We start from the raw sequence: 26,293 nt of genomic DNA, 5'->3' as shown, positions 1-26,293 counted from the left end.
TTTTATAATTTACCCATGAAAAATATTCCTACCGAACTATTACGCACCTTCACTACCATTGTCGACTTAGGCGGCTTTACCCTAGCGGGTGCACTCTTAGGACGCTCCCAACCTGCCATCAGCCTACAAGTAAAGCGATTGGAAGACTTGTTAAGTATTAGGGTGTTTCAAAGAAACAATGGTCTTCAAGTCACTGAAGAAGGTGAGGTCTTACTTGGTTTTGCCAGACGAATGTTAGATATCAATGACAGTGCGGTGACCCGTTTAGCGAAAAGTCGCATTTCTGGGCAGGTGCGGTTGGGTATACCTAATGACTTTGAAGTGTCTTTTTTACCCCGATTATTGAGCCAATTTGGACAAGCCCACCCTGAAGTCAGTTTAGAAGTAAATTGTGATTTGAGTGTGACCTTATTAAAAGATTTCCAACAAGGGCATTACGACCTAGTTTTGGCGACAGATAGTTTAGAAGAAACTCTGCAACCTAATACGGAGGACGAATTTCATGAAACCATCGTATGGGTCACTAACGGCCATTTTGACTGGTTTGACCAACAACCTATACCTCTGGTGGTCTACCCTATTGGATGCCGGTACCGACAACAAATAATCAGCAAACTCAATGCGGCTGGCATTGCCTGGCGGATCGCCTATAGCTCGTCTAGCCTACTCGGCATTCAAGCTGCTATTGAAGCAGGGTTAGGCATTAGTGCCCTGGCTCAAAGTACTGTGCCGCAAGGTTTGCATAGTCACCTGAAAATCGAAAACAGTCCTCGGTTGGGCCACGTAAAGTTGGTCTTCAAGCATGACCAAAGCAATCAAACAGATGCCACAAAACGGCTTTACGAATACCTTTACACTGGCCTAGAGCAATCATCTAGTTAGGATAAGCATGCCAGCGGTGGCCATAAGACCGGCCGTAGATCGATTGAGCCTTTGTACTGATTTATGTTGGCTAAATAATTTCCGGGCTTTGCTAGCACCAAAAGCGATGAGCATCAAACCCAGCATCAAAGCCATAAAATTAAGACCGACAACCCAAATGACATCTTGGTTGGTTAACACTGTCAAATCGACAAAGGTGGGTAAAAAGGCAATGTAAAATAGCATCACTTTCGGGTTAGTGGCTGATATGAGCATGCCTTCTGCATAACTCAAAATAAAACCTACGCCTTTAGAACGGGTCTTAACGGCAGCGTTCCCACTTAATACAATAGGGGCGTGCCATATCTGCCAAGCGAGGTAAAATAAGTAGGCTGCGCCACACCACCGAATGAGAACAAAGATCAATTGATATTCGTTAGCAATGTAAGCCAGACCCCACACCACTAGCAGTAAATAGACGATATCGCTCATTGTCATGCCGATGGCTAAACCCCAACAGGCATTCCCACCTTGTTTCAACGCTTTAGCGATAAGTGCAAAAACTCCAGGCCCAGGAGTAATCGAAAATACAAACACAGCCACAAAATAGGCTAACGAAAACTCCACTGTCATTGCCCCACCTAACAACCAATTAACTAATTTTACCCGTCGCATGTTACCCGATCTGCAGCAGATAATGACAACAAATTCACAATTGACCCCTGTTCCTTGCAGAGTTAGTATGCGCGATTAATAGTTTAGGCTTTTGAACACCTTTCAAGGGCCTAGTTAGGGGCTATGTAGGGCCTATGTAGGGCCTATGCGGGGCCTATGTGGGGCCTTTTTAGAGGGCCAATGGCCTGATCAGAAAAGCAGATATAAACTCTTTTAGTCACACTCAGCTAAGAGTTGTGGGTAGGTAAGTGGCTAATTTTTGAACCATCAAAGGGAACACCCATGTCAGAAGTTATCACCGGCACTGTAAAGTTTTTCAACGACACAAAAGGTTTTGGTTTTATAGAGCAGCCTAGTGGTGGAGACGTGTTTGTGCACTTCAGTGCCATCGTCAAAGATGGTTATAAAAGCCTAGAACAAGGCCAGTAAGTGGAATTTACTATTACTGAAGGTGAAAAAGGCCTGCAAGCTGAGAATGTAAGACCAACATAGACCCCAAAAAGTCGCTTTTTAAGCATTATTTTAAGCATTATAAAGAGGCTTTATAAGACACTTCATCTACCACATTTAAAGCTTTAACTAGGTTTTAACTTTTGTTCAGTTATGCTTCAGATATAATTTAACTATGGTTCAATTAATTAGCTGGATTTAAGGGCTACACAGTGATGGTGTTTACATCATGTATGCTGGACCTTTGCCATCTGCACTGGGTTGGAAGTGCACTGATACCTCACCTATTTTTTGAAGGGCTTGCAGAGCATCCTGATCATCTCGCAATTCAAAGGCGTTAAAACCTGCCCGCTGCATAAAGTCAATGCGGTCCATCGCCACATCACCAACCGCTCTAATTTCTCCTGTATAACCTTGGCGACGCAACATGCGGGCCATACTAAACCCTCGGCCATCGGCAAAGGTGTCAAACTCAATAGCAATCATGGACAATTTTTCAGCATGGGCTAACAAACTTGGCAAGTCATCTGCACCGTTAGCTAGAACAGCATCACCTGCTGCTATGCCACCACTTAGCCAATCAGCAAACCTTATTTCTGGCGTTGCAGCATGGCTAAAACTAAGCCGCTGATCTTTGATGAGTGCCATAAACACGCTCCTTAAATGGTGCAAAGCCAACACGACGTATCACTTGCAAAAATGTTTCATCCGTTTGACGCTGCTCTACGTAAACGTCTAATATTTGACCAATTACCACCACCACCTGATCTTGTTCGATCGAACGACCCAAGGTCTTGCCCAAACTTGCATCATTAGAAGCAGAGCCACCCAAAGTAAATTGGTAGACTTGCTTACCACCTTTTTCAACACCCAAAATGCCAATATGCCCAACGTGATGATGGCCACACGCATTGATACAGCCAGATATTTTTAGCTGAATTTCGCCAAGGCCATAGAGATAATCCATATCGTCGAAGGTTTCATTGACTTGCCGCGACAGTATGAGGGTTTCAGCATTAGCTAAACTACAAAAATCAAGCCCCGGACAGTTAATCATATCGGTTAAGGTACCGACGTTGGCACGGGCCATACCTAAATCTTGTAATTTTAACCACAAGGCGAATAAGTCACGCTGAGCAACATCTGCTAACACTAGATTTTGATCATGGGTCGAACGTAATTCAGAAAAACTAAACTCATCAGCCAAGGCGGCAATGCCATCCATTTGTTGGTGGTTAACGTCGCCTGGGGCTTGCAACTGATTTTTAAGCGCTACAATAATAATGCGATAACCTTCCTGCTTATGGTCTCGCGTGTTTTGTTTATACCATGCGGCAAACTGGGAGTGTTCTGCAAAAGTGTCATTCAAATCACGACTGGCATGCATGGCCGATAGATAGTCTGGGGCTTTAAAAAAGCCTTTCACTCGCTCAATCTCAGCTTCAGGTAAACGTAATTCTTGGCCCTTTATTAGCTGCCATTCGGCCTCAACCATCGCTCCAAACACGTCAACACCCAAGGCGTTAACTAATATCTTAATACGCGCTTTGTATTTATTGTCCCGACGACCGTTGAGGTTATACACCCTCAAAACTGCGTCTAAATAGGTTAAAAGTTCTTGCGGTTCAAGAAATTTACGCAACGTCTTCCCTATCACTGGTGTGCGCCCTAAACCACCACCTACCAAAACTTCAAAACCCATGTCACCCACTTCATTGCGATACAAATGTAAACCAACATCATGCACTTGGGAAGCGGCTCTGTCGCTACTGGAACCGGAAACCGCTATTTTGAATTTCCTGGGTAAATAGGCAAACTCTGGGTGCAAGGTACTCCACTGGCGAATGAGTTCACACCAAGGGCGAGTGTCCTCTATCTCGTCAGCACTGACACCCGCAAATGGGTCTGTTGTAGTGTTTCGAATACACGCACCACTGGTTTGGATCGCATGCATCTGTACTTTAGCTAGGTCAGCTAAAATGTCAGGCACAGACTCTAAGGTTGGCCAGTTAAATTGCATATTCTGTCGCGTGGTAAAATGGCCATAACCTTTATCGTAGGTTCTTGAGATTTGGGCAAGCATGCGTAATTGATCACTTTTCATGAGCCCGTATGGAATAGCCACGCGCAGCATGGGAGCAAGACGCTGAATGTAGAGCCCATTCATAAGTCTTAAAACCCGAAATTCTTCTTCCGGAATTTCTCCTGCTAGATAACGACGTGTTTGGTCACGATACTGTTCCACTCGCTGATCTACGAGGGTTTGATCAAATTTGTTGTAGGCGTACATGTCACTATCCTAATTTGCTTTTCGGATGTTATGCGAGTCATCATAGCCTAATCTATTTATAACCTAAAATACTTAAAGATGATTTACTTATATCTAATTAGAATATAGAATTATTGTAAATTAATGCGCCTGAACGGCGTTTTGATGTAACTTGTAGGCTATAATTGGTCTCGGTTAATGAAGGCAAAATTTGCCTGCGCCAAGTTGCTTTGGGTACGAAGGATTTAAGGATAAAATGGTAGACTATTTACTCATCCTAGTCAGCACCGTGTTAGTGAACAACTTTGTGCTCGTTCAGTTTCTTGGATTATGCCCTTTCATGGGTGTATCTTCGCGCTTAGAGACGGCCATGGGTATGTCTTTAGCAACCACCTTTGTGCTTACGCTAGCTTCATTGTGCAGTTATCTTACCTACACATACCTACTCGAACCCTTTGGCTTGGAGTTTCTGCAAACCATTAGCTTCATTTTAGTGATCGCTTTTGTGGTTCAGTTTACAGAAATGGTAGTGCATAAAACTAGCCCTCTATTGCACAAAGTGCTGGGGATTTTTCTTCCCTTAATCACGACCAACTGTGCCGTATTAGGCGTGGCCTTGCTCAACATTAAAAAAGCCAACGGTTTTATTGAGTCCATCCTGTATGGCTTTGGTGCCGCTATTGGTTTTTCTTTAGTACTGATTTTATTTGCCGCCATGAGAGAACGCATTACTGCGGCTGACGTACCTGCACCATTTAAAGGGGCGGCGATCGCCATGATCAGTGCGGGCATCATGTCTCTAGCCTTTATGGGTTTCACCGGGTTAGTGGCTATTTAAATGGAGATACTTTACGTTGCCGTTTTGATATTGGCGTTACTGGCCCTCGTTTTTGGTGCCGTTTTGGGTTTTGCTGCGATCCGCTTCAAGGTAGACGGGGACCCGATCGTTGATCAAATAGATAACCTTCTACCTCAGACACAATGTGGACAATGTGGTCATCCTGGTTGCAAGCCCTATGCTGAAGCGATTGCCAACGGTGAAGCCATTAACCGTTGCCCACCAGGTGGGGAAGCAACAATAAAGGCCCTTGCCGATTTATTAGATTTAGAAGTGATTCCATTAGATGCAGAACACGGCAGTGAAGCCATTCGCACCATAGCGTACATCCGTGAAGATGAATGCATTGGCTGTACGAAGTGCATTCAGGCCTGCCCTGTTGACGCTATTCTTGGTGCTGCCAAACAAATGCACACCGTCATCGTTGATGAATGTACCGGTTGTGACTTGTGTGTAGAACCTTGTCCCGTTGATTGTATTGATATGCTCCCTGTACAAGTCACACCAAGCAGTTGGCATTGGCAGCATCCAGGGCATGTTATTGCAACCAGTAGTTTACCTCTTAGCCATGGGACAAATGACAATGCGTAAAATATGGGACTTTCATGGTGGCGTCCACCCTGACGAAAATAAAACACAATCTAATGGTTTAGCCATTAACGTCATGCCGACCCCCAAGCAGTTAGCCCTGCCTTTGAGTCAACACATAGGTAAAGCCGCTAAAGCGATCGTTGATACTGGAGACTATGTTTTTAAGGGGCAGTTAATTGCCAGTGCTCAAGGCGTTTTAAGTGCAAACATACATGCCCCAAGTTCCGGCTACATTAAGGCATTAGCAGAACGAATTTTACCTCATCAATCGGCGCTATCAGGCCCCTGTATTATTATTGACACTGATGGCAAGGACGAATGGATTAAGTTAAGCCCTGTGGCCAATCCAGAATCACTATCGAAGTCGGACTTATTAAATATTATTCAAGCGGCTGGCATTGTTGGTCTGGGAGGTGCAGGTTTTCCTGGCTCAATTAAATTACAACCTAAACATACCATCAACACCCTTATCATTAATGCGGCTGAATGTGAGCCTTATATTACAGCAGATGATCGCTTGATGCGTGAATATGCTGATGAAATTATTATGGGCATCCAACTGGTGCAGCAACTGCTTGACCAACCTAAATGTTTAATTGGCATCGAAGAAAACAAACCTGAGGCAATTGCAGCACTTGCAACAGCTGCAAGTCAAAATAGTAATATTGAAGTGTGTGTCATTCCTACAAAGTATCCTTCAGGTGGTGAAAAACAACTGATTGAAATTCTCACTGGGAATCAAGTACCTCAGGGTGGCATCCCTGCAAACATTGGCATTGTTTGCCAGAATGTGGGCACTATCAAAGCTATTTTTGATGCTGTTATGCTAGGCCAGCCACTGATAAAACGCATCACTACCGTAACCGGGAAAGCGGTTGCTAATGCGGGTAATTATGAAGTGCTTATAGGCACAGAGGTGGCTGATCTTTTAGCTTTTGCCAAGGTTGACCTTTCTCAAACATCACGCTTAGTTTTGGGTGGTCCGATGATGGGCTTTACCATACAAGATACTAATACGCCCTTGGTCAAAAGCAGTAACTGCATCTTAGCAGCAGCCGACCTAGAACTGGCCCCTGTCGCTGACCACTATGCGTGTATCCGCTGTGGTCAATGTGAGGTTGCGTGTCCAGCGGAGTTACTTCCACAACAATTGTTTTGGTTTGCAAAGTCTGAGGAGTTTGAAAAAGCTCAGGACCACAATTTATCAGATTGCATAGAGTGTGGTGCTTGTGCATGGGTTTGCCCAAGTCAGATTCCCTTAGTGCAGTATTATCGTTTTGCTAAAGGGCGAATCAAAACTCTCAACACAGAAGCCCAGCTAGCAGAAGTAGCTCGCGAGCGCTTTGAAACTCGTGAAAAACGTTTGTCGGATGAAAAATCTGCTAAAGAAGAAAAACGTAAAACTAGAGCATTGGCCGCTGCTGCCGCTCAAAAAGCTAAGCGAGCAGCTAACCCTGATGCAGAAGACCCTATTGCCGCTGCATTAGCTCGGGTGAACAAACAAAAGCAGGCGCAACACACGACTAACTCACCCATACTTCCTGAAGACGGGTATAAGGCTCTTAAAACAGCCGCAGCTATTAGCCGCACTCAACTGAAGAAGACCAGTAAAGCGCTCGCAGATGCGCTAGCAAAAAACCATGAACAAGCCTCAGACTTGCAACAAACCCTAACTGCTCTGACGGCTAAAGCAGCCGCTGCGGAAGCTGAATTAAGCGCTTATGAAACCAAACTTGGCTTAGATCCAGAGCAAGAAAAAATACTTCAAGCCGCTTTGGCAAAAGCCAATGGGGTATTGCGCAAACAAGAGCAATGCTTGGCTACCGCTGCTGACCCAAAGCAGGTTAAAGAAGATATTATAGCGGCTAAAAGTATACAGGAAGCTGCCACTCATGCCTTGGCAGAGCACCAAAATAACCCCCGTGCAAAAGCTATACCGGCTGAGGAATTATAACCATGGCCTTAATGAACTTATCGTCTCCACATCACCACAGCTTAAGTAAAACATCACGCTTAATGGCTTGGGTGTTGCTAGCGACACTTCCAGGTTTGGCCGTACAGAGTTATTTTTATGGTTATGGCACCCTTATCAACTTGGTCTGGGCCAGTGGCCTTGCCCTTGGTCTTGAGGCGCTAGTACTGGGTTTACGTAGACGCCCCATCATGATTTTCTTAACCGATGGAAGTGCTTTGGTGACAGCCTTTTTGATTGCCCTCGCATTACCTCCTTTTAGCCCGTGGTGGCTTACTTTAATCGCAGTATTATTCTCAATCGTGTTTGCTAAACATCTTTATGGAGGTTTAGGCAATAATCCATTTAACCCAGCTATGGTAGGTTATGCAATCTGCTTAATTGCATTCCCTGTGTCCATGACTCAATGGCCAGCTATCGAACAGACCTTAAGCTTTGGGCAACAGTGGCAATGGTTTTGGATGGAATCGATTGACGGTGGTATTGATGCCTGGACCGGAGCAACAGCTTTAGACTTAATGCGTCATACCAATGGTCTAACCTTAAACGAAGTAGCTCTTGATAACCCTCAGTTGGGTTTAAGTTTATCAGTTAGCATGTGGGTCAACCTTGCCTACCTAGCAGGGGGCATTGGACTTTTGGCTATTAACGCTTTTACTTGGCATGCACCGATCGCTATGTTAGCCAGTTTGGGCTTTTGTGCTGGCCTATTTCACATGGGTGAACCTGACCTTTATCCAAGCGCATCACAACACCTATTAACTGGCGCAACCATGTTCTCTGCGTTTTTTATAGTTACAGACCCTGTCTCTGGCGCTACCAGTCGCAAAGGTAAAGTGGTGTTTGGCATTGGGGTTGGCATTTTGGTGTTCATCATTCGCACTTTTGGAAGTTATCCTGACGCCTTTGCTTTTGCCATACTGCTAATGAATTTATCGGCGCCTTTAATCGACACTTATACTCGTCCCAAAGCATATGGACATAAGCCTTCGAAGTCGTCGTCTCAAGGAGACCTGTAATGAGTGCGAAAGGCCCTAACAACTTATTCAAGTCAGTGCGCAATGGTGCCTTTAGTTTGGGTGTATTTGCTGTCGTGACTGCGGCCGCTATTAGCCTCACTTTTGTCACTGGCAGTGATGCAATTGCTGCCAATAAAGCCGCGGCTAAAGCGCGTGCATTATCAGCCGTAATGCCACCAGATTTCTATGATCAAAGCTTATTATCAGCGCCTATAGAACTGCAGGATTTTGCACCACTTAATATTACACCCCCAGCCCTTGGTTATGCGGCAGTTAAGTTTGGAAGTACCCAAGCTATCGTCTTACCTGTGATTACAAAAGATGGTTATAGTGGTGACATTGCATTACTTATTGGCATAGATCAAGAGGGTTTTATTCGAGGCGTGCGCACGATTGAACACAAAGAAACACCAGGTTTAGGTGATAAGGTAGAGCGTAAAAAGTCACCGTGGATAGACAGCTTTATAGGGCGTTCCCTTGCCAATACCCCATCAAAGGATTGGTCGGTAACTAAAGATGGAGGAGTGTTTGATGGCTTTACTGGTGCCACGATCACCCCTAGAGCTGTTGTCAAAGCAGTGTATCAAGGCCTACTCTACCATGAGCGTCATCATGCGGCCCTTTATGCCAAAACGCAGGAGAATTAAAATGGCTACAGAGCAAAAACAAATAGTCATGGATGGACTTTGGAATAACAACCCTGCTTTAGTTCAATTGCTCGGGCTTTGCCCACTCCTAGCCGTAACGGGCAGTGTTGTGAATGCCCTAGGCTTAGGTTTTGCCACATTATTAGTGTTAGTCGGATCAAACTTGCTGGTCTCGTTAATTCGAAATCAGGTGGCGGATGACATTCGTCTGCCTGTGTTTGTGATGATTATAGCGGCCTTAGTAACTATTGCAGAACTTACTATGCAAGCCTTGACCTATGAGCTGTATCAAATATTAGGAATTTTTATTCCACTCATTGTGACTAACTGTGCCATTCTAGGCAGAGCAGACGCTTATGCTCGCAAAAACCCACCGCTGTTAGCCGTGTTAGATGGTTTAAGCATGGGCCTTGGGTTTGCTGTTGTATTATTTATACTTGGGGCGATGCGTGAATTTTTAGGCCAGGGAACTCTGTTTGCAGACATGCACTTATTACTAGGTCCCATCGCAAAAGACTGGACACTAGTGATTATATCCGACTATCGTGGCTTTTTGTTTGCAGTGTTGCCCCCTGGGGCATTTGTGGGTATGGGGTTAATCATTGCTGCCAAAAACTGTTTTGATCAATACCAAAAAACACAAAAACTTAAGGCTAACCCTCTAGCAGAAGTGGGTGGCAAGCGGGTTAGGGTAACTGGCATCATTGCTTAACATCAAAACTGGATACTGCAATGAATAAAAGCAAACGTGAACAAATCTTTGCCCGTTTAAAGGCTGATAATCCAGTACCAGAAACAGAGTTAAACTTTAGTAATCATTATGAGCTTTTGGTGGCTGTAGCGCTTTCTGCCCAAGCCACAGATGTGAGTGTAAACAAGGCTACAAATGAGTTGTTTAAGGTGGCTAATACGCCACAAGCCATGCTCAACCTGGGTTTAGAGGGTTTAAAACAGCACATTAAAACCATTGGCCTATACAACAGTAAAGCCAAGCATGTGATACAAGCTGCAACGATGTTGGTAGACCTCCATAACGGCATAGTCCCGGAGACTAGAGAAGCTCTCGAAGCCTTACCTGGCGTGGGTAGAAAAACAGCTAACGTGGTGCTAAATACCGCCTTTAGACAAATTGCTATGGCTGTAGATACCCATATTTTTCGCTGGTCTAACCGCACGCGAGTGGCACCTGGTAAAGACGTGATAGAAGTAGAAAAAAAACTATTGAAATTTGTGCCCAACGAATACCTTTTAGATGCACACCATTGGATGATACTTCATGGACGTTATGTTTGTGTTGCGAGAAAACCAAGATGTGGTGCCTGCACGATTGAAAATCTTTGTGAATTTAAACACAAAACTTCAGATTAAGTTATGTGCTAGATTGCTTGGCATTTTCCAAAAACTGGCACATACTAATCATCAAAATTACGCACATTTAATGAAAGATTCTACCCTATGTTTAGGCTTTTGTTCCGATATCTACTACTCCCTATAATCGCCCTCCTACTGATCTGCTATGCGGCCATCCCCCTATGGGTACCCAGCATTGCTGTCATGCTACTTAAACCTTATAACTGGCAAGAAATAGAACTCAATGTGGGTTACCCAAGTCATGAGAGCTGGCATATCAAGCAAGTAAGTTGGCGTCAAATTGGTATGGAAGGCAATTTTACTGCAACTCTTAAAGATGTGTCATTGGCCTATACATGGCAATCAATCAATAATCGACAGTGGCCATATTTTAGTGTTGGTGAGGCCTCTGCCTCTATTGAAACAAATCCCACAGGCCTACCACTAATGCCCATACTTGCGTTAATACCTAGCCAATGGTTGCTTGAATGGCCCCAGTTTAAAGTGCATAAGTTCGAGCTAGATGTCGGTATCCAAGGGCAAAAATTTGATCTGTCTGGACAACTCACCAATCAAAGTGAAGGGCTAAGTATATTAAGTAAGATAGCAACGCCCACCCAGCAACAAATATATCTTGACGCAACCTTAGGTTTAGACGATCAGGTTGATGCTAAATTATTTGCAACCCAAAACAGTTCACCGGTGGCAAAAATTACCTCTACCGTCAAACCCCAAGGTGAAGGATACGTTTGGCAAGGCCAAGGTGCTGTTAACTTAGCCTATGGCCAAAAGTTTTTACCTGAACTGTTACCCATTGAGTTGGCTCAAACAACCATTACTCAAGGTAAACTAAGCAGTCACTGGAAAATCAGTCTCCCAGCTGAAATTGATAAACAAAATTATGCGGATGTTGATGCTTGGCTCAACAAAGCCCAAGGAGAGCTGCAAAGCCAAATACAATTAGCGGCTAAACACCCCAATGTCAAAGAACTCAGTATTGATGCGAGTCTAACACAAATATTTAGCCCAAATACTAAGCCAGAATGGCGTCTTAATGAAGGCAGCATTGTGCGCATATCCCCTGCTTGGGACAACACCACTATAGACCCCAGTTTGTATCAATCTCTGCTGCTCGAACAAGCACAACTGACCTTCAGTGCAGATAGTCCGGTGGTTATTGAAAGGGTACAAACTGCCAATTTTTTAGGTGCAAAAACAAGTTTGATTTTAAAAGGGGACATTAATGCCACGCTAGAAAATACACATTCTGTGTACCAAGTATTTGGCCAGCTAACACAACTTCAGGTGCACGCCCTCAATCATTGGCAAGGGCTGGCCAATTTAAGTGGCTATTATCTTGCGCATGCAGACGCCAACCCTTGGATGACACAACTACCTATAGATTTGCGCAAACTGCAGTTTCTAGGCGCCGTAGACTTTGATTTTGACCCCAAACAATGGCAGTTTAAAGTCAAGTCTGATAGTAAAATATCAGCAACCCAAGTTGTGAGTAGACGTAAAGCAGGCACAGTTCAGCTGTTTGCGAGTGACAAGCTCAATCTGACTAATGACCAAACTATTAAATTGGCTTATCTTCCAGAGCAGGATTATTGGACTTGGTCTAACGCTTTTGTCCATTTAAGGCCTGAGTTAATTCCGAGCCAAGGTCTGGAAGTCAATCTTGCAGAAGGCTCAACGCTATTGTCCAATCAACCCGTTAAAGGATCATTTGAACTGCGTCCCACGTCTGTCAATCTAACTGACTGGCCCAGTTTCCAAGTCATGTCAACGGGAGGCTTTAACTGGCTTGATGGGCAACTGAACATCAACTTTAACTCTGAACTGTCCCCATATATCAGTGCATTAAATGGAAAATACACTTGGCGCGCCAATACGGCTGATCATCAATTATTAGTGCAAGCAAAAGACGTTGCTTTGCCCCCATTAATGACCCAACTTAATCAACTTGAAAACAGCCTCCAACTACCCGCTCCATTGTTGGCTAATATTACCCGTGGCACGGCAGATTATGAAGCAGACTGGCACTGGAGTAGGGACAACTTATCAGCTAATCAGAAATTCAATTACTCCTTTGTAGACGCCCATAGTGAAAACTTAAAGATCAAAGGTTTAACTGGCCAAAGTCAGTTTGATTACAAGCTTAACCGAGTCCAGAGCGGGCAGAACGCAGAGGAAGGCGTTGGTGGCGGACCAAAGACTAGCCAGTTTACTGGCACTCATCAGATTAAAGCAGAGCAGATGAATTGGGGTCCTGCCGTGGGTCAAAAATTACTCAACCCGCAACTAAGCTTGAGCACTAATGGCTGGACAGCCGTTACCTATCAAATAGATAAAATTGAAGCTGAGTGGCTGGGAGGAAGTGTTTTAGGACAGAACTTGTCCATTCAGCCTGCGCTTTTAAATACCTTGCCCATCAGTTTACAAGGCATTAATCTTAAAGACCTTATCAATTTGGCCAAAACTCCCAACTTAGATGCAAATGGAGAAGTCTCTGGTGATGTAAACATGGCGTTAGATCTAACCTCGAGTGGCAATCAAACGTGGCGCGTATCTAGTGCAAGCCTATCAAGCAGTAAAGCAGGCACCATCCAATATAAAACCAATGATGATGTCGATTTATCTGATAGGGCCATCTATCTGCAAGAAATTCTTAGCGAATTTCAATTCCAGCATATTTCAGCTCAACTGACCCACAATAAAAATGACAAACTGCAACTATTGACCCGTTTCGTGGGCACCAATGATAATTTTGAAGAGGGTAAAAAAGTGGACTTTAGCCTTACTCTTAACCCTCAGTTTCATTAAATAAGTGGTTAAGGTAAGTCAGCGGATGCTGTGGTTGAGCCCCCGTTTGCTGGCGAATAATACTTCGGCATGAATAACCAGTGGCTAGAATAGTGCCCGCATTATTGATGGCTTCTTGCACTGGCTGGTGCCAGCTCATTTGATAGAGTTCATCCGACATCGCGCGATGCTTTTGCTCATGACCAAAAGTACCCGCCATGCCACAGCATCCGGCAGCGGGTGTCAGCAGATCGATTGAGAATTTAGCAAAGATAGTGCGCCAAACGTCCAAGCTCATGGTAACTAAAGCGTTTTCTGAACAATGACCCAGTAAAGCAATCTCACGTTTTTCTCGGTTTTCACCTTGAGGTAGCTTAACCTCATCCAGATGGCGACTCAACCACTCTTGCAGCAACAATACCGTTGGTACTTTCTCAGCGCCTAGGCGCTGACAATATTCATCGCGATAAGTTAAGCCCACACTCGGATCAACTGCAACGAGCTCAAAACCTTGTTGCCTGACTATTTGTAACTGCTTAACGACTTTCGCTGCTTGTCGATCAAAGGCTTGCAAGAAGCCTTTGACATAGAGAGGCTTACCAGAAGGCATGATCGGCATAACTAGAGGTTTAAAACCCATGTTGACTAAACAAGACAGGATGTCTTGCATTTGCGGTAGATCATAACAACTGCTGAACACGTCCTGCACTATGACTAAATAAGGCTTTTTTTCGAGTTCGCTCAGATCCTTAAACGCATCTTTATGCCAAACCTTAACACCCTCTATGCGCGCCAGTTGATTAATATTATAGGCATAGACTTGGGGCATATTAACCAAGCCAAAAACCTTTCTTATCAACCACTGAACAGGTAGTAATTGCGTGCATAGATTACTTAACCAAGCCACTTTACTTGCATAAAGTCCAAATTGTTCTACCAATCCGACAGCATAGTCTCCCAAGGGTCGACGGTTTCGTTTGAAGTAATGTTGCAAAAAGCGACTACGATAAGTCGGTATATCAACTTTGATGGGGCAAGCAGTGGTGCAGGCTTTACATGCCAAGCAGGTTTGCATCGATTGATAAACTTGGCGCTCTAGCTCTGCATCAGCACCACCTTGAGCCTCTTGCTTTAACCATTCCCTTAATAAACTCGCTCTGCCCTTGGGCGATTGAACACGATCTTTAGTGGCTTTATAGGAGGGACACATGGCCGCTTCTGGCTGATAGTTAAAACACGCACCGTTACCATTGCATGATACAACAGGCTGCCAATGCTCAATAATTGACTCATCGATTTGACGATCTTGACTGCCCCGAGTGCGAGGGTCATCAACCTGTACTAATTTTTTCTCCGACCCTAAAGGCGTGCATATCTTCCCAGGATTAAGTTGATTATGAGGGTCAAACCATGTTTTTATGCGACGCATGTCAAGATAAAGTTCTGCGCCTATGGTCTCTTCTGTATACTCGCTTCTGAAACCCTTGCCATGTTCACCCCACATCACCCCTTGATATTTTTGTACTAAAGCCTGTACTGAATCAGAAATTACTCGCAGTTTTAAGGCGTCCTCTGGGTCACGCATATTGAGCGCTGGTCTGACGTGCAGGCAACCCGCATCCACATGTCCATACATGCCATATCTGACTCCCATTTGATCAAGTAATTGTCGAAACTCTACAATATAGTCGGCTAAGTGTTCAGGTGGCACAGCCGTGTCTTCAACAAAGGCAATGGGACGTTTTAAACCAGGCAAATTACCTAACAGGCCAACCCCTTTTTTACGTAATTCCCAAAAGTTTGCTATGTCTTGGGGTGCAGAAAGACGCTCATAGCTCGCATTTCTAGTGCTTAACTCGACGCATATCGCATCTAACTTGGCCGCCAATTCGAGAGCATCCATAGCACCAAATTCAACTAAATTGATGGCAGCTAATGGCGCAGCATTGAATTGATCTAGGGTGTTAGCCACAAGCGGCCAGATCACATCCCCTTTGGCCAGATTAAGTATGGTGTCATCAATTGTTTCTATGGCATCAGGATTCTGTTGAACTAGCAGATTAGCATCACGCAAAGCAGCATCAAATGACTGATAACGAAGGACTAATAATTCTTTTGCTCGAGGAATGGGTGTGAGTTTGAGAGTTAATTCTGAGACTAACGCCAGCGTGCCTTCAGAACCACAAATAAGTTTGCTTAAATCAAAACTATTTTCGTTATGAATATGGGCTAAATTATAGCCTGTCATAAAGCGATTAAGCTTAGGGAATCGGGCATTAATAACAGACTGCTTTTGGATCACTAAATCACTCACCTGCTGATATAGTTTGGCGACCTCACCCCCTGTTTCAATTTTAGATCGTAAAGCTTGACTGGAGAGTTGCTCACTAGTGACTTGATGACCATTGGCCAATACCAGATTAAGGGCTAAAACATGGTTGCTGGTGCGGCCATATATGCGAGAACCTTGGCCACATGCATCCGTATTGGCCATACCGCCTAGTGTTGCTCTGTTGCTGGTGGATAAAGTAGGGGCAAAAAACATCCCAAAGGGCCGCAAGTAATCATTGAGTTGGTCACGAATCACGCCAGCCTGCACTTTTACCCAGCCCGCATCAACGTCAATTTCAAGGATGTTATTCAAGTGTCTGGAACAATCTATCACTAAACCATCGGTTAAGGATTGACCATTGGTGCCTGTACCACCCCCACGGGGGGCGAAGTAGATGTGCTTAAATTTTGCGTGGCCTGCAAGCGTAAAAATGGCCTTTAAGTCATCTTCATGTTTTGGATATAACACCCCTTGAGGTAATAACTGATAAATACTGTTGTCAGTAGAAGCAATGAGTCGGTCCGCTTGTTGGGGGGATATTTCGCCTACGAACCCACTTTGTTCAAGGGCATTAAGGAAGTTGACAAATTGTTCTGCGGGCTCAATCAAAAACTGTTTACTTGGCATTTTTAAGGGGGCTACAGTGGTTTACTTCAGGTGCACCAATTGTAACTCAAAGCGCCTAACTTGCCCATTATTCAATCATCTAACAAGCCCAAAAAACACGCTTTAAATAGCGCTTTAAAGCCATTTCCTGTATGCTCCTGCGCCCTAATCCTCCTAATACTGAGATAATTCATGTCATTTGCCGAACTTGGTCTTGAGCCACGCCTATTAACTGCGATAGAGACCAAAGGTTATACCGTTCCAAGCCCCATTCAAGAGAAAGCCATCCCAGCCATATTAGCCGGCGATGATGTGATGGCTGCTGCGCAAACTGGTACCGGTAAAACTGCGGCTTTTACCTTGCCATTATTGCAGCGACTAGCAAAGGGGCATCGGGCCCAAGCCAACCAAGTTCGAGCCCTGGTGTTAACCCCTACCCGAGAACTTGCTGCACAAGTAGCAGAAAGTGTCGCCACCTATGGAGTTGATCTACCATTAACTTCTGCAGTGGTCTTTGGTGGCGTTAAAATTAATCCACAGATGATGCGTTTGCGTCGTGGTGCAGATGTTTTAGTGGCTACGCCTGGGCGATTATTAGATTTATATCAACAAAAAGCGGTCAAATTCAACCAACTTGAAGTTTTAATACTCGACGAAGCTGATCGAATGTTAGACATGGGTTTTATTAATGATTTGAAGCGTATTTTATCGGTCCTTCCAAAAGATCGCCAGAACCTGATGTTTTCAGCGACTTTTGCAGAACAAATCAGAGACCTGGCCAAGGGCCTAATGAATCAGCCAGTGGAGATCAATGTTAGTCCTGCCAACACAACGGCCCCCACTGTAAAGCAATGGTTATGTCCAGTTGATAAAAAACAAAAACCTGCCCTCCTGCAAGAACTTATCGTCAGTAATAAGTGGACCCAAGTGTTAGTGTTTTGCCGCACCAAACACGGCTGTAATAAGCTTGCTAAATGGCTTGTAGGAGGCGGCATAAGTGCTGACGCTATTCATGGCAATAAGAGCCAAGGAGCCCGCACTAGAGCTCTAGCACAGTTTAAAGCGGGTGAAGTTAAAGTGCTGGTTGCAACAGACATTGCAGCTCGGGGCTTGGACATTGATCAACTGCCTCAGGTCGTCAACTATGACCTGCCCAACATTGCCGAAGATTACGTGCATCGGATTGGCAGAACTGGCCGAGCTAACCAAACAGGTGCTGCGATCTCTTTAGTTTGTGCTGACGAAATTGAATTTCTAGAATCGATTGAACACCTCATTCAAAAGCACATTGAACGCGACTATATTGAGGGTTTCATACCGGTTCATGCATTACCACCATCACGAGATCTGCGCTCATTAAAAAACAAGAAACCCAAAAAACCTAAACTCAAATCTGAACAATTAAGTTTACAAGCTCCTAACAAGAGAAAACCCCAAGTCCAATCACCTTTGTCTAAATCGAATCAACGCAGATCTTCAACCACTGGAGCTGGAGACACCAAAGTCACCAAGCAAAACCCTTGGGAGACATCTAATCGATCTCGCAAACGGCCTGCTCGTTAGACAGTGTTAAGGCCACTTCAGTGACACTTCAGTGCTCAAGAGTTGCATAAAAAAAGCAAAAAAATACCCTATACATGGCGACCGAAGGGGAAGCGAAAGCCTGTATAGGGTACTGGATTTTACTAGCTATAAATATAAGACCAACCATCAAACCAAAAGTTCAACTTTTATATCGCATGAACCTTAGGAAACACTTTTTCATTTAGTTCACTATTTGCTGCCGCCAACTGCTTGGCTTGATTTGGAGACAACACTTCAAATTCCACGGTGTAGTTTAAAAATTCTTCACGAAACGGCACCAAGCCACCAGCAAGTAGCTCAGGGTGTTGTTCTAACACTTCCTCAGAGAACGGAATGAAACATTGCATTGGCAACTCCTTTTTATCAACAGTACCTATTAAGGACTGGGAAGATGGATAAAAATTGCACCAATAATGGAGAAATAATGGATCTTTTGATTTTTCAGACTCAAACAGTAAAAAGCCAAGCGATTACTTGGCTTTTTACTGTTTGAAAGGCGAATTAACGTCACTTAAGCAAGTTTCGTCCCTTACTCGCTTCGATACGCATACGTAATGCATTAAGTTTAATAAAGCCAGCCGCATCCTGCTGATCGTAAGCACCTGCATCATCTTCCATGGTTGCCATAGCAGCATCGAACAGACTGTCATTTGATTTACGGCCCACCACGTCTACGTTGCCTTTGTAGAGCTTAAGTTTAACCGTGCCATTTACATATTCTTGAGAACGGTTAATTAACGCTTGCAACATTTGGCGTTCTTCGGACCACCAATAGCCGTTATAAACTAGCTTTGCATAGCGTGGCATAATTTCGTCTTTCAGGTGCGCTGCCTCTCTATCCATAGTGATGGATTCAATAGCTCGATGCGCTTTTAGCATAATTGTACCACCTGGCGTTTCATAACAGCCGCGGGCTTTCATACCAACATAGCGATTTTCAACAATATCCAGTCGCCCTATGCCATTCGCTCCAGCGATCTTATTAAGTTCCGTTAACACAGTGGCAGGACTCATGGTCTCACCATTAATGGCAACAATATCGCCTTGTTGATATTCTAATTCAATGTAAGTCGCTTTATCTGGGGCAGCTTCTGGGGATACAGTCCAACGCCACATATCCTCTTCTGATGGGTGCCAAGGATCTTCTAACATGCCACTTTCATAGGAGATGTGTAATAAATTTGCATCCATTGAATAAGGAGAGCTTTTCTTATTTTTAAAATCGACTGGAATATTATGCTTTTCACAATAGTCCATCAGGCTCTCACGAGAGCTTAAATCCCATTCGCGCCATGGTGCTATCACTTCCACGCCTGGCTTTAGAGCATAGGCTCCTAATTCAAATCGAACCTGATCATTGCCCTTGCCAGTGGCACCGTGAGAGATCGCGTCAGCCCCTGTTTGGTTAGCAATCTCAATCAAACGTTTGGCAATTAATGGGCGTGCAATTGACGTACCTAAAAGGTATTCACCTTCATATACTGCATTGGCACGGAACATAGGGAACACAAAATCTCGAACAAATTCTTCCCTTAAGTCCTCAATATAAATTTCCTTAACGCCTAGGGCCTCAGCTTTAGCTCGAGCCGGTTCCACCTCTTCACCCTGCCCTAAATCGGCAGTAAACGTAACCACCTCACAGTGGTAAGTTTCTTGTAACCATTTAACGATAACCGATGTATCCAAACCACCAGAATAAGCCAAAACTACTTTTTTGATGTCTGCCATAGCAGTGAAATTCCTGTAACAAATATAATGAGCCAGTTTATTCATAAATTATACATGGATGCTTGTATCAGATCAGCATCAGCTAACAAAAATTACCGCATTGTGAGTATTTTATTAACCCTAGTCCTGATAAAATGACACGAAAGTTTGCCCCTACTGACTAGCCACTGGGCTTGAGAATTTCCCATGCAATCATTGACCATCATCCGCCCTGACGATTGGCACCTGCACCTTAGGGACGGCGCTGTTCTGGCTCGAACTGTAGCTGACACTGCAGCCCAATTTGGACGGGCTATGATTATGCCCAACCTGTCTCCACCCGTAGTCAATACCAACATGGCTATTGACTACAAGGCGCGTTTGGACGCGCAAAATAGCTCTTTGACCGCCTTAATGACGCTATACCTTACAGACCAAACCAGCGCTCACGAGATCCAACGAGCTTTTGATTCAGGCATTGTTAAGGCGGTTAAGCTTTATCCTGCGGGAGCCACAACAAACTCTGCAGCCGGCGTCACCAATATAGAAAATACCTATGCAGCCATCGCAAAGCTTGAAGAACTAGGCATGCCATTACTGGTACATGGTGAAGTGACTCATTCTCATATTGATATATTTGATCGCGAAAAAGGTTTTATTGATCAGCAATTAGGCCCCTTATTGCAGCGCTTTCCAAAACTAAAGTGCGTGTTTGAGCACATTACGACTAGTGAAGCAGCCCTGTTTGTTGCTGATGCCAGTGATTGGGTCGGAGCCACAATTACACCTCAACACCTATTGTATAATCGTAACGACTTACTCGTTGGTGGAGTTAAACCCCACTTATATTGCCTACCCGTACTTAAACGTAATACGCATCAGCAAGCTCTGCAAGCTGCAGTTTCCGCTGGTAGTCATAAATTCTTTTTGGGTACAGATTCAGCACCCCATGCCCAAGGCGCAAAAGAGAGCGCATGCGGCTGCGCTGGCTGTTATTCGTCTCCTGCAGCCATTGAACTTTACGCCCAGGCCTTTGAATCTTTTGATGCGCTGGATAAACTAGAAGCTTTTGCGAGTTTAAATGGTCCAGATTTTTATGGGTTAGCCCGTAATAGTGAAACCATCACCTTAACTCGATGCGATTGGCAAGTCCCTTCTAGCCTAACTTTTGGAGATGATATTATTATCCCCTTGGGTGCTGGCGAAATCTTGAACTGGAAAATAGAGGCATAACAACGTGATTAAAGACCGATTTAGAGGCTACTTGCCGATTATCGTTGATGTTGAGACTGCAGGTTTTAATTGCCAGACAGATGCACTTTTGGAAGCCGCAGCAGTCATCATCGATATGGATGATGATGGCCTGCTGTATGCGAAAGAAACAATAGACTGCCACATTGAACCTTTTGCAGGTGCTAACCTAGAGGCTGCTGCATTGGAATTTACTGGCATAGATCCAGCAGATCCAGAACGTGAGGCAATTAGCGAACGTGACGCTTTAGATCAATTGTTTAAACCGATTCGTAAAGCCTTGAAAGCCAATGAATGTAAACGTGCAATTTTAGTCGGTCACAATGCGGCCTTCGACCTAAACTTTATCAATGCTGCGGTAGTTCGTTGTCAACAAAAGCGCAATCCCTTCCACCCTTTTTCTTGTTTTGATACAGCCACACTTGCTGGTTTAGCCTATGGCCAAACAGTATTAGCTAAAGCTTGTGCAGCAGCTGATATCCGCTTTAGTAATCAAGATGCTCACAGTGCCCGTTATGATGCCGAAAAAACTGCGGAGTTATTTTGCACCATCGTCAACCGTTGGAAACAGCTGGGTGGGTGGCAAGCAGAAGATGACGAGTTTCCCTTTGCAGGATTAGATTAGATCCGCTGGTGACATGAAGCATGCTCATTAAAGCCATGTTAATAGCAAATTATCATTGATTCACTTGGATTGTGGCTCTTCAGTGCTCATTTGGCGATGTTCACAACTTCCAGGGACGGGTTCATAACCGCCTTTAGAAAACGGATTACAGCGCAAAATACGCCAGCTTCCCATCACAAGCCCCTTAGCTGCACCATGTAATTTAATGGCCTCAATAGTGTAGCTAGAACACGACGGAAAATAGCGACAATTACTGCCTAGTAAAGGGCTTACTAAGTATTGATAACCTTTAACTAAGCTGACTAAAGCTCTAGCAGAGAACGACATTTGGTTATTTTTAAGCATGTGTCTAAACCAATAATATCGGTAGTTTAACTCTAAACATAACACCTTCAGGCTGTCTTAAGTTATGGGCAGTCACACTGCCACCATGAAATTGGCTAATCAAACGAACAATATATAAGCCTAAGCCAAAATGAGCATGGCCTGCTCCCGCAGCACGAGCAGAGACCATTGAGTTAAACATTCCAGCCATTAGGTCTGGGGGAATACTTGGCCCAGTGTTCTCTACTTCCAAGTAGCAATCATAATCTTGCTGATACAAACGCACCTTGACTAAACTTCCACTAGCTCGAAAATCTCTTGCGTTATCCAGCAGTTTATCAAGCAACTGTTCTATACGGTAATCAACACCAGCCACAAGAACCGACTGCTGGTCTGCCTCAAACACCACATCCGCGGCCCCACCTCGGATACTTGGATTTTGATGATGCACGTAGGTCTGTAACAAATGCAATAAGTCCAATGGTTCTAATTCATCCTCATGCAAGGCCGCTTCCAAATTAGCAGCATCGGCTAACTTTTCAACAATACCACTGATCTTAACAAGCCCCCTTTGCGCGCTGTCAATATAACGTTGCTGTCCTTCTTCTACGCCCAACATTTGCAAATTTTCTAACGAAGTCATGGTTGCATTAAGGGGGTTATTAACTTCATGTCGCAGGGTTCGTGGCATAGTACTCATAAACTCTTGATGTTCATGCAACCTGGCCACCACACTAGAAAAACTTCGAGCCAGATCACCAATTTCGTCACCCGCTCGTATTTCGTTGTACAGTTGATCCGTTCTTAACCTTCCATCTGGATCCACAATTTGCTGTGCTTCCCTTCCCAAGCGTCTAATACGCATGGCTTGGCGCCATGAAAACAACAATAAAACTAACAGAATCGCTAACATCGTCGATAGGCTTAGTAGGGCAATATTTTCCATAGCTTGACGCTGTAAACCCAGTATCTGAGCTGTCGATTGCTTAATCAGCACGACCCCAAGCAACTCACCTTCTTGATCTACGATAGGCGCAGCAACAGCAAATATCTGTTCTGCTGGACCTTTATGCCAGCGCCCACTAGCAAACTTTTTATCCAAAGCACGGTTAAGTAAGTCTCGCTCCTGACTCGCAGCCTGAACTGGGTTTAAATAGTCTGGTATCGCAATAAACCAATCTAAACCTCGGTTAAGCCAGCTCTGAATACCTTCAAGGAAATCTTCTGGTTTAACCTTTTCAGATTTAGCAGGACTGACTTGGCCCACGCTAGCTCGGACCTGTAAATTATTATCATAAATGACAACTTGTGAGTCGGAACGGCTTAAGCTCGACAAAATTTTATTAGCTTCGGGGGCGCGCATAGCCAATAAGTTAAAATGGCTCTCAATCGTGGTGTCTGCACCCACAAGGGTTTTTAAATGGCGCATGGAGCCATCTTCTCCGTCTACATCAGCGACTGCTAGACCAAATTCCTGACGTTGATTTAAAAAATATTTTGGCAAGGCGAACTCAACCAAATAACCATCAACCAATGGACGCATGACCGCTTGGATAATAAAAGAGGATGATGGGCTTCGATATTGTGGTGTGGCCCAATCTTCTTTGACGTACCATACCTCCATTACACCAGCTTGAGTGGCGACGATCACTAGCCTTCTCTCATTGCCGTTGCGATCAGGCATTGTGAGCCGTAAATGATCGCTCGCATCTAAATTAGGTGCCCCTTTGGTTCTTAACACTGTTTTGTCATCTTGGATGCGCACAAGGCCAAAGATCCGGTCGTCTTTTTCACCCAATAACAAACTGTAGCCGTCTTCACTATCGTCGCCACTGCCAAAGTGATTGGCAAATAGCTGAAAATCTAGCCATTCATTGGTGTAACCATCGACCTTAGCTTGGCCTGTTAAGGGATGGCTAAACACCACCTGCTGACTGTCTAAGTAGGGTAACTCAGCGAGCAGATCATCGCGACCTTGGAATAAGGTTACAATACCGCGGGCCAATTGTTCTTGAGCTTGCGTTTGACCCTCAATCATAAACACACGACTTTCTGCCACAAAACGATAAGATAACCATGGAATACTGACTAGCACCAAAGCAAAAACTAGCACTTGCGTATTAAGTCGAAACCTTAGTCGCCGATTTGCAAAAAGCATTAGTTTTCCGACCAGCGGTAACCCATACCATATTCTGATTTGACCGCATCGAATTCAGCATCAATATTTTTTAGTTTGCGTTTTATATTACGAATATGGGTGCTGATGGTGTTGTTAGAAACGTAGTGTTGATGGGTCGCTTGAGCTAAGGTATCGTAAGTTAAAATATGTCCAGGCCTGCGAGTTAGGGCTTCAATCATACGGAATTCAGTTAATGTAAGCCCGGCTATGGCTTGGTCACGCCATTTAGCCTGACGACTTTCTTCGAGTAACTGCAAGTGCCCGATAACCCTTATATTTTGATCATCTATTTCGGCTGTGACTACTCTTATATCACTTAAGCGGACCAGAGTGGCCACTTTCTCCGCTAAAAAATCCAACGAGACTGGTTTGGGTTGGTAGTCCCAAGCTCCCATTCTAAGGCCTAAAATCCGATCAATTTCGCCCACCCGCTCTGTCAAAAATAGCACTGGCAGTTCGGGGTGGATTTTAAGTAAGGCGGCGCATAACTGAAACCCTGCATCAATGTTTTCATCCATGATGATATCAAGAATGACTAAATCAGGTCGCTCTTGTTTTAAGCCCAATTCAGCCTGATCTTTGCCAGCGTAGGCGGTCACGCGATAGCCTCGCTGCTCTAGGGCAAACTGATAGTTATCTCGCTGATCCCTATCATCTTCTACAATAACAATGTGCTTAGCCAAATGCGGCTCCTTAACTCTATGAACTCAGTTAACTCTATGAACTCAGTTAACTCTATGAACTCAGTTAACTCTATGAACTCAGTTAACTCTATGAACTCAGTTAACTCTATGAACTCAGTTAACTCAATTAATGAGTTAACTGTTGCTTAAGCAATTCAAGGGTTTGTTGTAGGGTCTTTTTAGCTTTCTTTTTGGCACCACCAACTTTTTCTTGCAAGGCCCTTAGCACCTGCTCACTCGCAGCTTTAGGATCACTGCTGGACTTAATGGTCTTAACTAAAGCTTCAACTTCTAAGGCAACCTGTTGAGCTTCTTGTTCGACCCTTTGTTTCGCAATGGCGATCGCTTTGGCTTTACCCGCATTCACTTTAGCTTGTTCTGCTTGATTTAGCTCTTTTTTTACTTTAACTCCAGTGGTCTTGGTTTCCACACCACCAACTAAAGACATAATACCCACAGCCGAACGTAAGCGCTGCATAAACGGTTCGCTGTGAGCTCGAGCTTTAGCTGCGCCCTTTTGCAGTTCCGCCTCTATATAGGCAGGGTCTGTCATGATTTCCTCATAGCGCTTGCGCGCAGGCGTTAGGTAGTCGTTTAAATACTCAAATAACTGACCTTTCATGTCCCCCCAACCAATTCCATTTGCATAGGCTTGCCTTACCACAAGCGTTTCTTCAGGGCTGGCAAAGGCGCTATAAATTTCAAACAAAGTGCAGCTGTCTGGGTCTTTGGCTTCCCCCGGTTGTAAGCTATTGGTGGTGATTTGAGAAATAAGCTTTTTGAGTTCATCAGCTGGGGCAAATAACGGAATAATATTGCCGTAACTTTTACTCATTTTACGCCCATCAAGGCCTGATAGAACCTTGGGTTCGCCTTCATCAACCATCGCTTCTGGCAACACAAAGTGCTCACCATAGGTGTGATTAAAGCGCATGGCAATGTCACGACACATTTCAATATGTTGAATTTGATCTTTACCGACAGGAATGTGATGGGCATTGAACATTAAAATGTCAGCCGCCATTAGTATGGGGTAACTATATAAACCCATACTGATACCCTGATCTAAGTCAGAGTTTAATTGGCGTTGATTCTCGTCTACAGAAGCCTTATAGGCATGAGCCCTATTCATCATCCCTTTACCCGTCATGCAGGTTAAAAACCATGCTAACTGAGGGATTTCAGGAATATCTGATTGTCGATAAAACGTAGCCTTATCAGTGTCGAGACCTAAGGCTAACCATATTGCAGCAATTTCACGCCCAGAACGATGAACTGTTTGTGGATCTTGGCATTTAATGAGTGCATGGTAATCAGCTAAAAAATAAAAACTGTCGGTGTCAATTTGCTGGCTAGCTGCCACTGCGGGTTTAAGTGCGCCTAAGTAATTGCCTAGATGCGGTGTTCCGGTCGTGGTAATGCCTGTGAGCACACGTTGTTTGGCTTGCATTGCTTGGATCTATTGTGGCGAATTAAGGAGGTATTATACACAGCCCAATACGCCTGTGTTAGCCCTGCACAAGAG

General features: G+C 44.4%; 22 protein-coding genes and 1 pseudogene. 13 read left to right on the top strand and 10 right to left on the bottom strand.

Annotation, left to right across the window (positions count from 1 at the left end; translation table 11 throughout):
• Positions 1-15 precede the first annotated feature (15 nt).
• Positions 16-882, top strand: a complete 867-nt coding sequence (locus ABXT59_RS06165; protein ID WP_443638327.1) for a LysR substrate-binding domain-containing protein — start codon at positions 16-18, stop codon at positions 880-882.
• Here the strand turns inward: ABXT59_RS06165 and ABXT59_RS06160 are convergent.
• A complete protein-coding gene (locus tag ABXT59_RS06160) occupies positions 871-1,494 on the bottom strand; it encodes a LysE family translocator (RefSeq protein ID WP_443638326.1) in 624 nt (207 codons plus the stop codon). The two genes, ABXT59_RS06165 and ABXT59_RS06160, sit on opposite strands and share 12 nt — an antisense overlap.
• 324 nt (positions 1,495-1,818) lie before the next feature.
• Here ABXT59_RS06160 and ABXT59_RS06155 point away from each other — a divergent pair.
• A pseudogene (locus ABXT59_RS06155) lies at positions 1,819-1,962 on the top strand (cold-shock protein); the annotation flags it as partial.
• 246 nt (positions 1,963-2,208) lie between these two features.
• Here the strand turns inward: ABXT59_RS06155 and ABXT59_RS06150 are convergent.
• The gene (locus tag ABXT59_RS06150) at positions 2,209-2,634 is read right to left on the bottom strand and encodes a DUF934 domain-containing protein (RefSeq protein WP_443638325.1); all 426 of its coding nucleotides are present in this window, start codon (positions 2,632-2,634) and stop codon (positions 2,209-2,211) included.
• Positions 2,606-4,276, bottom strand: a complete 1,671-nt coding sequence (locus ABXT59_RS06145) for a nitrite/sulfite reductase (protein WP_443638324.1) — start codon at positions 4,274-4,276, stop codon at positions 2,606-2,608. Before ABXT59_RS06145 ends, ABXT59_RS06150 begins: the two co-directional genes overlap by 29 nt.
• A gap of 235 nt (positions 4,277-4,511) precedes the next feature.
• On the opposite strand from ABXT59_RS06145, the gene rsxA reads away from it, so the two are divergent.
• The 8 genes from rsxA (at position 4,512) to ABXT59_RS06105 (ending at position 13,498) form a co-directional block, all read left to right on the top strand.
• Positions 4,512-5,093, top strand: a complete 582-nt coding sequence (gene rsxA, locus ABXT59_RS06140) for an electron transport complex subunit RsxA (protein ID WP_443638323.1) — start codon at positions 4,512-4,514, stop codon at positions 5,091-5,093.
• Complete coding sequence (gene rsxB, locus ABXT59_RS06135; protein ID WP_443638322.1) at positions 5,094-5,684, top strand: electron transport complex subunit RsxB; 591 nt, start codon at positions 5,094-5,096, stop codon at positions 5,682-5,684. It abuts the gene before it with no gap.
• Entirely contained in the window at positions 5,677-7,638 is a 1,962-nt protein-coding gene (gene rsxC, locus ABXT59_RS06130) for an electron transport complex subunit RsxC (RefSeq protein WP_443638321.1), read from the top strand. Before rsxB ends, rsxC begins: the two co-directional genes overlap by 8 nt.
• A 2-nt stretch (positions 7,639-7,640) precedes the next feature.
• Entirely contained in the window at positions 7,641-8,675 is a 1,035-nt protein-coding gene (locus ABXT59_RS06125) for an RnfABCDGE type electron transport complex subunit D (protein ID WP_443638320.1), read from the top strand.
• The gene (gene rsxG, locus ABXT59_RS06120) at positions 8,675-9,322 is read left to right on the top strand and encodes an electron transport complex subunit RsxG (protein ID WP_443638319.1); all 648 of its coding nucleotides are present in this window, start codon (positions 8,675-8,677) and stop codon (positions 9,320-9,322) included. Before ABXT59_RS06125 ends, rsxG begins: the two co-directional genes overlap by 1 nt.
• Position 9,323: 1 nt before the next feature.
• Entirely contained in the window at positions 9,324-10,034 is a 711-nt protein-coding gene (locus ABXT59_RS06115; protein WP_443638318.1) for an electron transport complex subunit E, read from the top strand.
• 20 nt (positions 10,035-10,054) lie between these two features.
• Positions 10,055-10,690: an endonuclease III gene (gene nth, locus ABXT59_RS06110; protein WP_443638317.1), complete on the top strand. Its 636-nt coding sequence runs from the start codon at positions 10,055-10,057 to the stop codon at positions 10,688-10,690.
• An 87-nt stretch (positions 10,691-10,777) separates the two neighbouring features.
• Positions 10,778-13,498: an intermembrane phospholipid transport protein YdbH family protein gene (locus tag ABXT59_RS06105; protein WP_443638316.1), complete on the top strand. Its 2,721-nt coding sequence runs from the start codon at positions 10,778-10,780 to the stop codon at positions 13,496-13,498.
• Here the strand turns inward: ABXT59_RS06105 and ABXT59_RS06100 are convergent.
• Positions 13,479-16,436, bottom strand: a complete 2,958-nt coding sequence (locus ABXT59_RS06100) for an FAD-binding and (Fe-S)-binding domain-containing protein (protein WP_443638315.1) — start codon at positions 16,434-16,436, stop codon at positions 13,479-13,481. The two genes, ABXT59_RS06105 and ABXT59_RS06100, sit on opposite strands and share 20 nt — an antisense overlap.
• Before the next feature lie 171 nt (positions 16,437-16,607).
• On the opposite strand from ABXT59_RS06100, the gene ABXT59_RS06095 reads away from it, so the two are divergent.
• Positions 16,608-17,978 (top strand): DEAD/DEAH box helicase, encoded by a 1,371-nt coding sequence (locus ABXT59_RS06095; protein ID WP_443638314.1) that lies wholly within the window; start codon positions 16,608-16,610, stop codon positions 17,976-17,978.
• Between the two features lie 167 nt (positions 17,979-18,145).
• On the opposite strand, the gene ABXT59_RS06090 is transcribed toward ABXT59_RS06095, so the two are convergent.
• Together ABXT59_RS06090 and ABXT59_RS06085 are read right to left on the bottom strand one after the other, a co-directional pair.
• Positions 18,146-18,346 (bottom strand): hypothetical protein, encoded by a 201-nt coding sequence (locus ABXT59_RS06090; protein WP_443638313.1) that lies wholly within the window; start codon positions 18,344-18,346, stop codon positions 18,146-18,148.
• A gap of 160 nt (positions 18,347-18,506) precedes the next feature.
• Positions 18,507-19,727 carry an argininosuccinate synthase gene (locus ABXT59_RS06085; RefSeq protein ID WP_443638312.1) on the bottom strand — a complete coding sequence of 407 codons (1,221 nt, stop codon included), beginning with the start codon at positions 19,725-19,727 and terminating at the stop codon, positions 18,507-18,509.
• A 186-nt stretch (positions 19,728-19,913) separates the two neighbouring features.
• On the opposite strand from ABXT59_RS06085, the gene pyrC reads away from it, so the two are divergent.
• Together pyrC and rnt are read left to right on the top strand one after the other, a co-directional pair.
• Complete coding sequence (gene pyrC, locus ABXT59_RS06080) at positions 19,914-20,939, top strand: dihydroorotase (RefSeq protein WP_443638311.1); 1,026 nt, start codon at positions 19,914-19,916, stop codon at positions 20,937-20,939.
• A gap of 7 nt (positions 20,940-20,946) precedes the next feature.
• Positions 20,947-21,582 (top strand): ribonuclease T, encoded by a 636-nt coding sequence (gene rnt / locus ABXT59_RS06075; protein ID WP_443638564.1) that lies wholly within the window; start codon positions 20,947-20,949, stop codon positions 21,580-21,582.
• Positions 21,583-21,642: 60 nt separating this feature from the next.
• Here the strand turns inward: rnt and yidD are convergent, their stop codons facing one another.
• The 4 genes from yidD to trpS all read right to left on the bottom strand — a co-directional run bounded on the left by yidD (position 21,643) and on the right by trpS (position 26,218).
• On the bottom strand, positions 21,643-21,927 hold the full coding sequence (gene yidD / locus ABXT59_RS06070) for a membrane protein insertion efficiency factor YidD (RefSeq protein ID WP_443638310.1): 285 nt from the start codon (positions 21,925-21,927) through the stop codon (positions 21,643-21,645).
• A gap of 4 nt (positions 21,928-21,931) precedes the next feature.
• Positions 21,932-24,064: an ATP-binding protein gene (locus tag ABXT59_RS06065; protein WP_443638309.1), complete on the bottom strand. Its 2,133-nt coding sequence runs from the start codon at positions 24,062-24,064 to the stop codon at positions 21,932-21,934.
• Positions 24,064-24,768: a response regulator gene (locus ABXT59_RS06060; RefSeq protein ID WP_443638308.1), complete on the bottom strand. Its 705-nt coding sequence runs from the start codon at positions 24,766-24,768 to the stop codon at positions 24,064-24,066. The genes ABXT59_RS06065 and ABXT59_RS06060 overlap by 1 nt, the downstream gene beginning before the upstream one ends.
• A 127-nt stretch (positions 24,769-24,895) precedes the next feature.
• The gene (trpS, locus tag ABXT59_RS06055) at positions 24,896-26,218 is read right to left on the bottom strand and encodes a tryptophan--tRNA ligase (RefSeq protein ID WP_443638307.1); all 1,323 of its coding nucleotides are present in this window, start codon (positions 26,216-26,218) and stop codon (positions 24,896-24,898) included.
• Positions 26,219-26,293: the final 75 nt, after the last annotated feature.

The organism is Candidatus Njordibacter sp. Uisw_058 (assembly GCF_047730065.1).
Taxonomy (GTDB): Bacteria; Pseudomonadota; Gammaproteobacteria; order Pseudomonadales; family Balneatricaceae; genus Njordibacter.
The sequence above is the reverse complement of the archived record's forward strand: the minus strand, read 5'-3'. Positions and strand labels throughout refer to the sequence as shown.

Coding starts and splice junctions, on each gene's coding strand:
- ABXT59_RS06165 (WP_443638327.1), top strand. CDS start 16: ATGAAAAATATTCCTACCGAACTATTACGCACCTTCACTACCATTGTC.
- ABXT59_RS06160 (WP_443638326.1), bottom strand. CDS start 1,494: ATGACAGTGGAGTTTTCGTTAGCCTATTTTGTGGCTGTGTTTGTATTT.
- ABXT59_RS06150 (WP_443638325.1), bottom strand. CDS start 2,634: ATGGCACTCATCAAAGATCAGCGGCTTAGTTTTAGCCATGCTGCAACG.
- ABXT59_RS06145 (WP_443638324.1), bottom strand. CDS start 4,276: ATGTACGCCTACAACAAATTTGATCAAACCCTCGTAGATCAGCGAGTG.
- rsxA (WP_443638323.1), top strand. CDS start 4,512: ATGGTAGACTATTTACTCATCCTAGTCAGCACCGTGTTAGTGAACAAC.
- rsxB (WP_443638322.1), top strand. CDS start 5,094: ATGGAGATACTTTACGTTGCCGTTTTGATATTGGCGTTACTGGCCCTC.
- rsxC (WP_443638321.1), top strand. CDS start 5,677: ATGCGTAAAATATGGGACTTTCATGGTGGCGTCCACCCTGACGAAAAT.
- ABXT59_RS06125 (WP_443638320.1), top strand. CDS start 7,641: ATGGCCTTAATGAACTTATCGTCTCCACATCACCACAGCTTAAGTAAA.
- rsxG (WP_443638319.1), top strand. CDS start 8,675: ATGAGTGCGAAAGGCCCTAACAACTTATTCAAGTCAGTGCGCAATGGT.
- ABXT59_RS06115 (WP_443638318.1), top strand. CDS start 9,324: ATGGCTACAGAGCAAAAACAAATAGTCATGGATGGACTTTGGAATAAC.
- nth (WP_443638317.1), top strand. CDS start 10,055: ATGAATAAAAGCAAACGTGAACAAATCTTTGCCCGTTTAAAGGCTGAT.
- ABXT59_RS06105 (WP_443638316.1), top strand. CDS start 10,778: ATGTTTAGGCTTTTGTTCCGATATCTACTACTCCCTATAATCGCCCTC.
- ABXT59_RS06100 (WP_443638315.1), bottom strand. CDS start 16,436: ATGCCAAGTAAACAGTTTTTGATTGAGCCCGCAGAACAATTTGTCAAC.
- ABXT59_RS06095 (WP_443638314.1), top strand. CDS start 16,608: ATGTCATTTGCCGAACTTGGTCTTGAGCCACGCCTATTAACTGCGATA.
- ABXT59_RS06090 (WP_443638313.1), bottom strand. CDS start 18,346: ATGCAATGTTTCATTCCGTTCTCTGAGGAAGTGTTAGAACAACACCCT.
- ABXT59_RS06085 (WP_443638312.1), bottom strand. CDS start 19,727: ATGGCAGACATCAAAAAAGTAGTTTTGGCTTATTCTGGTGGTTTGGAT.
- pyrC (WP_443638311.1), top strand. CDS start 19,914: ATGCAATCATTGACCATCATCCGCCCTGACGATTGGCACCTGCACCTT.
- yidD (WP_443638310.1), bottom strand. CDS start 21,927: ATGCTTAAAAATAACCAAATGTCGTTCTCTGCTAGAGCTTTAGTCAGC.
- ABXT59_RS06065 (WP_443638309.1), bottom strand. CDS start 24,064: ATGCTTTTTGCAAATCGGCGACTAAGGTTTCGACTTAATACGCAAGTG.
- trpS (WP_443638307.1), bottom strand. CDS start 26,218: ATGCAAGCCAAACAACGTGTGCTCACAGGCATTACCACGACCGGAACA.